General features: G+C 74.3%; 7 protein-coding genes. 2 read left to right on the top strand and 5 right to left on the bottom strand.

What is annotated here, in order from left to right:
• The 5 genes from RIF68_RS25780 to RIF68_RS25760 all read right to left on the bottom strand — a co-directional run.
• A partial coding sequence (locus tag RIF68_RS25780; protein ID WP_309053692.1) for an HD-GYP domain-containing protein occupies nucleotides 1-1,208 on the bottom strand: 1,208 nt, incomplete at its 3' end.
• 164 nt (nucleotides 1,209-1,372) lie between these two features.
• A complete protein-coding gene (gene rsrA, locus RIF68_RS25775; protein ID WP_309053690.1) occupies nucleotides 1,373-1,684 on the bottom strand; it encodes a mycothiol system anti-sigma-R factor in 312 nt (103 codons plus the stop codon).
• Nucleotides 1,681-2,337: a sigma-70 family RNA polymerase sigma factor gene (locus RIF68_RS25770; RefSeq protein ID WP_056558039.1), complete on the bottom strand. Its 657-nt coding sequence runs from the start codon at nucleotides 2,335-2,337 to the stop codon at nucleotides 1,681-1,683. The genes rsrA and RIF68_RS25770 overlap by 4 nt, the downstream gene beginning before the upstream one ends.
• 217 nt (nucleotides 2,338-2,554) lie before the next feature.
• Nucleotides 2,555-3,217, bottom strand: coding sequence for an alpha/beta family hydrolase (locus tag RIF68_RS25765; RefSeq protein ID WP_309053689.1), 663 nt, complete (start codon nucleotides 3,215-3,217; stop codon nucleotides 2,555-2,557).
• Between the two features lie 53 nt (nucleotides 3,218-3,270).
• Complete coding sequence (locus RIF68_RS25760; protein ID WP_309053691.1) at nucleotides 3,271-4,086, bottom strand: SOS response-associated peptidase; 816 nt, start codon at nucleotides 4,084-4,086, stop codon at nucleotides 3,271-3,273.
• A gap of 49 nt (nucleotides 4,087-4,135) precedes the next feature.
• Here RIF68_RS25760 and RIF68_RS25755 point away from each other — a divergent pair, with 49 nt between their 5' ends.
• Together RIF68_RS25755 and RIF68_RS25750 are read left to right on the top strand one after the other, a co-directional pair.
• On the top strand, nucleotides 4,136-4,819 hold the full coding sequence (locus RIF68_RS25755; RefSeq protein WP_309053688.1) for a M50 family metallopeptidase: 684 nt from the start codon (nucleotides 4,136-4,138) through the stop codon (nucleotides 4,817-4,819).
• 20 nt (nucleotides 4,820-4,839) lie between these two features.
• Nucleotides 4,840-5,554 (top strand): 3-phosphoshikimate 1-carboxyvinyltransferase (locus RIF68_RS25750; protein WP_375165738.1); only part of this gene is annotated, 715 nt, incomplete at its 3' end.

The raw sequence follows: 5,554 nt of genomic DNA, 5'->3' as shown, positions 1-5,554 counted from the left end.
CGTTCCAGCTCCGCCACGGCGGCCGGCACGGGCCGGGCGCGGCTGTAGCAGCGGGTGGAGGTCATGGCGTCGAAGGCGTCGGCGACGGCGACCATCCGGGCGTACTCGGGGATCTCCTCGCCCCGCAGCCCGTAGGGGTAGCCGGTGCCGTCCATGCGCTCGTGGTGGTGGAGGATCGCGGACCGCGCCTCCCCGAGGAAGCCGATGCCCCGCACCATCTCGTGCCCGTACTCGGGGTGCAGTTCGATGATCCGGCGCTCCTCCGGGGTGAGGGGGCCGTCCTTGCGGAGCACCCGGGTGGGCACGCCGAGCTTGCCGACGTCGTGGAGGATGCCCGCGAACCGTACGACGTCGAGCCGGTCCTCGGGCATGCCGAGCTCACGGGCGATCAGGACGGAGGCGTGGCCGACGCGTTCGCTGTGGCCGCGCGTGTAGCGGTCCTTGATGTCGACGGCCTGGACGAGGGCGCGGATGGTGGCCTGGTGGGCGGCGCGCTCGCGGTGGTACTGGGCGAAGACCCAGCAGGAGATGCCGATGGGCAGCAGGACGAAGAGGGCCGCCACGGGCCCGTACGTGCTGCGCCAGAGCACGGCCGTCATCAGTCCGGCGAGGCCGTGGACGGTGTGCGGGGCGAGGGAGCGGCCGAGGAGGCCGCGCCAGGCGGTGCCGGGCGGCAGCCCGTCGGCGGCGGCGCGGATGCCGCCTTCGAGGGCGGTGAGGGTGAGGCAGAAGGCGAGGGCGGCGGCGCCGGCGGGCAGGAGGGCGTACGGCAGGTCGGGGGCGTGCGCCCCGTGGCCCAGGGCGGCGGGCCCGCCGAGGAGCGCGGCGGCGCGGGCGGCGGCCCAGACGGCGAGCGCGGTGGCCGCGGCCCGCCAGAGGCGGCGCAGGGCGGCGGGCGGTTCGTCGACGCGGGCGAGGAGGCTGCCGGGCAGGGCGGTGAGGGCGGCGGCCGCGGGGTCCAGGAGCAGGGCGGCCGCGAGCAGGACGGGGAAGAACGAGCCGGTGCCCAGGCGCAGGCTTCCGTCCCCCGCGCGGCCCAGGCGCGGGCAGCGGCCGGGTACCTCGCAGAGCGCGTACAGGGCGGCGAGGAGCGCGACCGTCCCCCAGGGGGTGTGCGCGCCGGGGCGCACGGCGGGCAGGGCGCACGCCGCGGCGGCGAGCAGGGCGCAGCCGACGGACAGGCGGGCCGCGCGCGGAACGTCCCTCACGAGCGTCACCCGGCCACGCTAGCGAGTGGGGCGGCCGGCGGCGGGCGTCCGCCGCCGATTCGCACCATCGGGTGATACAAGCTGATGTATGCGTGCGGACGTGAAAAGCCGCCGCGAACGGATCGCGGCGGCTCGTCCGGCCCGGGCGCGCGGCGCCCGAGGTGCTACTCCTGGGGGGCGGGGGCCCCGGGGGCGGTGAGGTCCTGCTCGGGCACCGCGTGACCCGAGCGGATGAGCTCGATCCGCCCCATGACCTTGGCGCGCAGGTCGGTGGGGACCTCGTCACTGCCGCAGCAGCGCTTGACGAGCTTCTTCACCGCCTGCTCCAGGCCGTACTTCTCCAGGCACGGGGAGCACTCCTCGAAGTGCACCTCGAACTTGGTGCAGTCGCTGTCGGGCATCTCATGGTCGAGGAACTCGTAGAGATGATCCAGGACCTCTGAGCAATCCGTCTCGTGCGGCTCTCCGCAGCTCATGAGCCCGAGCCTTTCAGATCGTTCGACGACTCTCCGGCGCCCGCGGGAACCAGCCCGCGGTCGCGGGCGTAGTCCTCGAGCATGCCGCGCAGCTGGCGGCGGCCCCGGTGCAGCCGGGACATCACCGTACCGATGGGCGTACCCATGATGTCCGCGATCTCCTTGTACGCAAAGCCCTCGACATCGGCCAGATAGACGGCGATGCGGAACTCCTCGGGGATCGCCTGGAGCGCTTCCTTCACGTCGGAGTCCGGGAGGTGGTCGAGCGCCTGGGACTCGGCGGAGCGCAGACCGGTCGACATGTGCGACTCGGCGCGGGCGAGCTGCCAGTCCTCGATCTCCTCGGCAGCGCTCCGCTGGGGCTCGCGCTGCTTCTTGCGGTACGAGTTGATGAAGGTGTTCGTGAGGATGCGGTAGAGCCACGCCTTGAGGTTCGTGCCCTCACGGAACTGGTGGAACGAGCCGTACGCCTTGGCGTAGGTCTCCTGCACCAGGTCCTCCGCGTCCGCCGGGTTGCGCGTCATGCGCAGGGCGGCCGAGTACATCTGGTCGAGGTAGCCGAGGGCGTCCCGCTCGAAGCGCGCGTTGCGCTCCTCGGTCGTCTCCTCGGGGCCTTCGTCGGTCCCTGTGTCGGTCCCAGTGACCGGACCCACCTCCTCCAGCGTGGCGGCGAGCCCGAACGCGGACCCGCTCGTTTCGGAGGATAGACGAGGAACCCCTCCGCCCGCCCCCCGAACAGGGGCGACCTTGGGCGCGGGCAGCACTGTCCAGTCGAGGTCAGCGGCCTGCGTCCGCTCCGGGCAGATGGTCGAACCCATGCGACGGACTCCCTCTTTCTCACTCTCACACCGACGCCTTGGACAACAGCGGTCAGGCGCCGCGCATTCCCGTCGCGGGGAGCGTTCCGGCGAGCCAGTCGGCGACCCCTTCGACGAGGAGCGCGAGGGCCTCCTCCTGGCCGAGGGGGGCGCGCTTGGGGACGGCGAAGCCGTGGTCGCCGTGCGCGATCTCCACCAGCCCGTACGGGCCCGCGGGGAACTCGCCGGGCCGCCCGAAGGGGTCGTTGCCGCCTTGGACGACGAGGGTGGGCAGGCCGGTGCCGAGCAGTTCCTCCGCGCGGGACCGCTCCGGCCTGCCGGGCGGGTGGAGCGGGAAGCCGAGCGCCAGGACGGCGTGTGCGCCCAGGTCACGGCCGGTGCGGCAGGCGACGCGGGCACCCGCGCTGCGCCCGCCGGCGACGACCGGGAGGCCGGGCCGGGCGAGGGCGGGCCACAGTCCGCGCCAGGCGGTGTCGAGGGTTCTGGGGGCGGGGGCGACCTTCTTGCCGGCCACCCGCCAGGGCTGTTCGACCAGGGCGACGGTCACGCCCCGCGCGGGCAGCGCACCGGCCAGGGCCTGGAGGTCGCGGGCCTCGACGCCGCCTCCGGCGCCGTGGCCGAGGGCGAGGACGGCCCGGGGTTCGGCGGCGGGCCGCCAGGTGACGCGGGCCTCGCCGGCATCGGTGGGGACGGTCTCGGTCTCGTACGGAGTCACATCCCCATCCTGCCGCCCCCGGCCGGACGCCGGGGCCCGGCCGGGGGCGCGTCTCAGAAGAGGGTGCCCACCTCGGGCCCCTCCAGTTCCGTCAGAAGTTCGGGTCCGTTGTTCCGGACGTTGCTGACGGCGGTCGCCACCGGATAGGCCCGCATCAGGCCGCCGGGGGGCGGGGCGAGCAGACCGCGCAGTTCGTCCTCGCCGGTGCGCGCCGGGTCGAGCCAGGCGTCCCAGCGGTCCTGGGTGAGCATCAGCGGCATCCGGGGGTGGATGTCGGCGAGCGAGCGCGGGCCCTCGGCCGGGGCGACGCCGAGCGGGCCGGTCTCGGCCTCGGTGGTGATCACCGAGCAGGTCACCCACCAGACGGAGGGACTGCCCTCGGGGGCGGCCGGGTCGCGCCAGAACTCGTAGATCCCGGCCATCGCGAAGACCGAGCCGTCCGCCGGGGTCACGAAGTACGGCTGCTTCCTCGGCCGCTTCCGCTTCCCCTCCACCTCCAGGTCCCGCTCGTCGGCGCCCGTCACCCACTCGTAGTAACCGTCGGCGGGCAGGATGCAGCGCCGGGAGGCGAAGGCCCGTTTGAAGGAGGGCTTCTCGTGCAGGGTCTCGGCCCGGGCGTTGATCATCCGGGCCGCACCCTCGGAGGTCTTCGACCAGGACGGGACGAGCCCCCAGCGCAGGCGCCGCAGCTGGCGAACCGGCCGCGGCGATCCGGCGTCCTTCACAGGGCGCTCCAGTACCGCCCAGACGTCTTTGGTCGGGGCCACGTTCCAGTCCGGGGCCAGGGTCTCCTCCGGCTCCCACTTCTCCACCCCGAAGAGGCCGACGAGGTCCTCGGGGCGCCGACTCGCTGCATACCGTCCGCACATACGTGCCACACTGCCACGATCCGACGACCTCCGAGGAGCGGCCCGAACGATGGACCTCTTCCGCCCGCAGGCGGCGCCCGCCGAGTGGCTGGTGATCGCCACCGCCGTCGCCGCCCTCGCCGTCACCGTGCCCCGCCGCGTCTGGCTCCTGGCCCGCAACGCGATCACCATCGCGCACGAGGGCGGGCACGCCCTGGTGGCGCTCGCCACCGGCCGCCGTCTCCAGGCGATCACACTGCACTCGGACACCAGCGGTCTGACGGTGACCAGGGGCCGGCCGACGGGTCTCGGTGTGGTCCTCACCCTCACCGCCGGCTACACCGCCGCGCCGCTGCTCGGCCTCGGCGGCGCCGCCCTGCTGGGGGCCGGCCGGGTCACCCTGCTGCTGTGGGCGGCGACGGCCCTGCTCCTGGCGATGCTGGTGATGATCCGCAACGCGTACGGGGTGCTCACCGTCCTCGTGACCGGCGCCGCCTTCCTGCTGGTGTCCTGGCTGACCGGGCCCGGGGTCCAGGCCCTCTTCGCCTACGCGGTGGTGTGGTTCCTGCTCCTCGGCGGGGTCCGGCCGGCCTTCGAGCTCCAGGTCAGGCGGCGGCGCGGCGGCGCCCCCGACTCGGACGCCGACCAGCTCGCGCGGCTCACCCACGTCCCGGCCGGGGTGTGGCTCCTCTTCTTCCACACGGTCTCGATCTGCTGCCTGATCGGCGGCTGCCGCTGGCTCCTGCCGTTCTGACACCCCCGTACAGTGAGGGCATGACCGCAGCTTCCCCCGCGCAGCAGCCCGATCCCCTCCTTTCCGGCCCGTCCGACGACCTCTGGCCCGCCCCCTTCGCGCGCGGTGCCGTCGACGCGACCGTCACGGTGCCCGGATCGAAGTCGGTCACCAACCGCGGCCTGATCCTGGCCGCGCTCGCCGCGGAGCCGGGCTGGCTCCGCCGCCCGCTGCGCTCCCGCGACACCCTGCTGATGGCCGAGGGGCTCCGGGCCCTCGGGGTGGGGATCGAGGAAGGCGTCGGTCCGGACGGCACGGGCGAGGCCTGGCGGATCATCCCGGCCCCGCTGCGCGGCCACGCGTCCGTCGACGTCGGCAACGCGGGCACGGTCATGCGCTTCCTGCCGCCGGTCGCGGCGCTCGCCGACGGCCCGGTGCGCTTCGACGGCGACCCCCGCTCCCACGAGCGTCCGCTGCACGGCGTGATCGACGGGCTGCGCGCGCTGGGCGCCCGGATCGAGGACGACGGCCGCGGCGCGCTGCCGATGACCGTGCACGGTTCCGGCGGCCTGGACGGCGGCACGGTCGAGATCGACGCCTCCTCGTCCTCCCAGTTCGTCAGCGCCCTGCTGCTGTCCGCGCCCCGCTTCAACCAGGGCGTGGAGGTACGGCACGTGGGCGCCACGCTGCCCTCGCTGCCGCACATCCGGATGACGGTCGACATGCTGCGCGCGGTCGGCGCCCAGGTCGACGAGC

Source organism: Streptomyces sp., assembly GCF_031178505.1.
GTDB lineage: Bacteria > Actinomycetota > Actinomycetes > Streptomycetales > Streptomycetaceae > Streptomyces > Streptomyces gulbargensis.
This window is presented reverse-complemented; position numbering and strand designations above follow the sequence as displayed.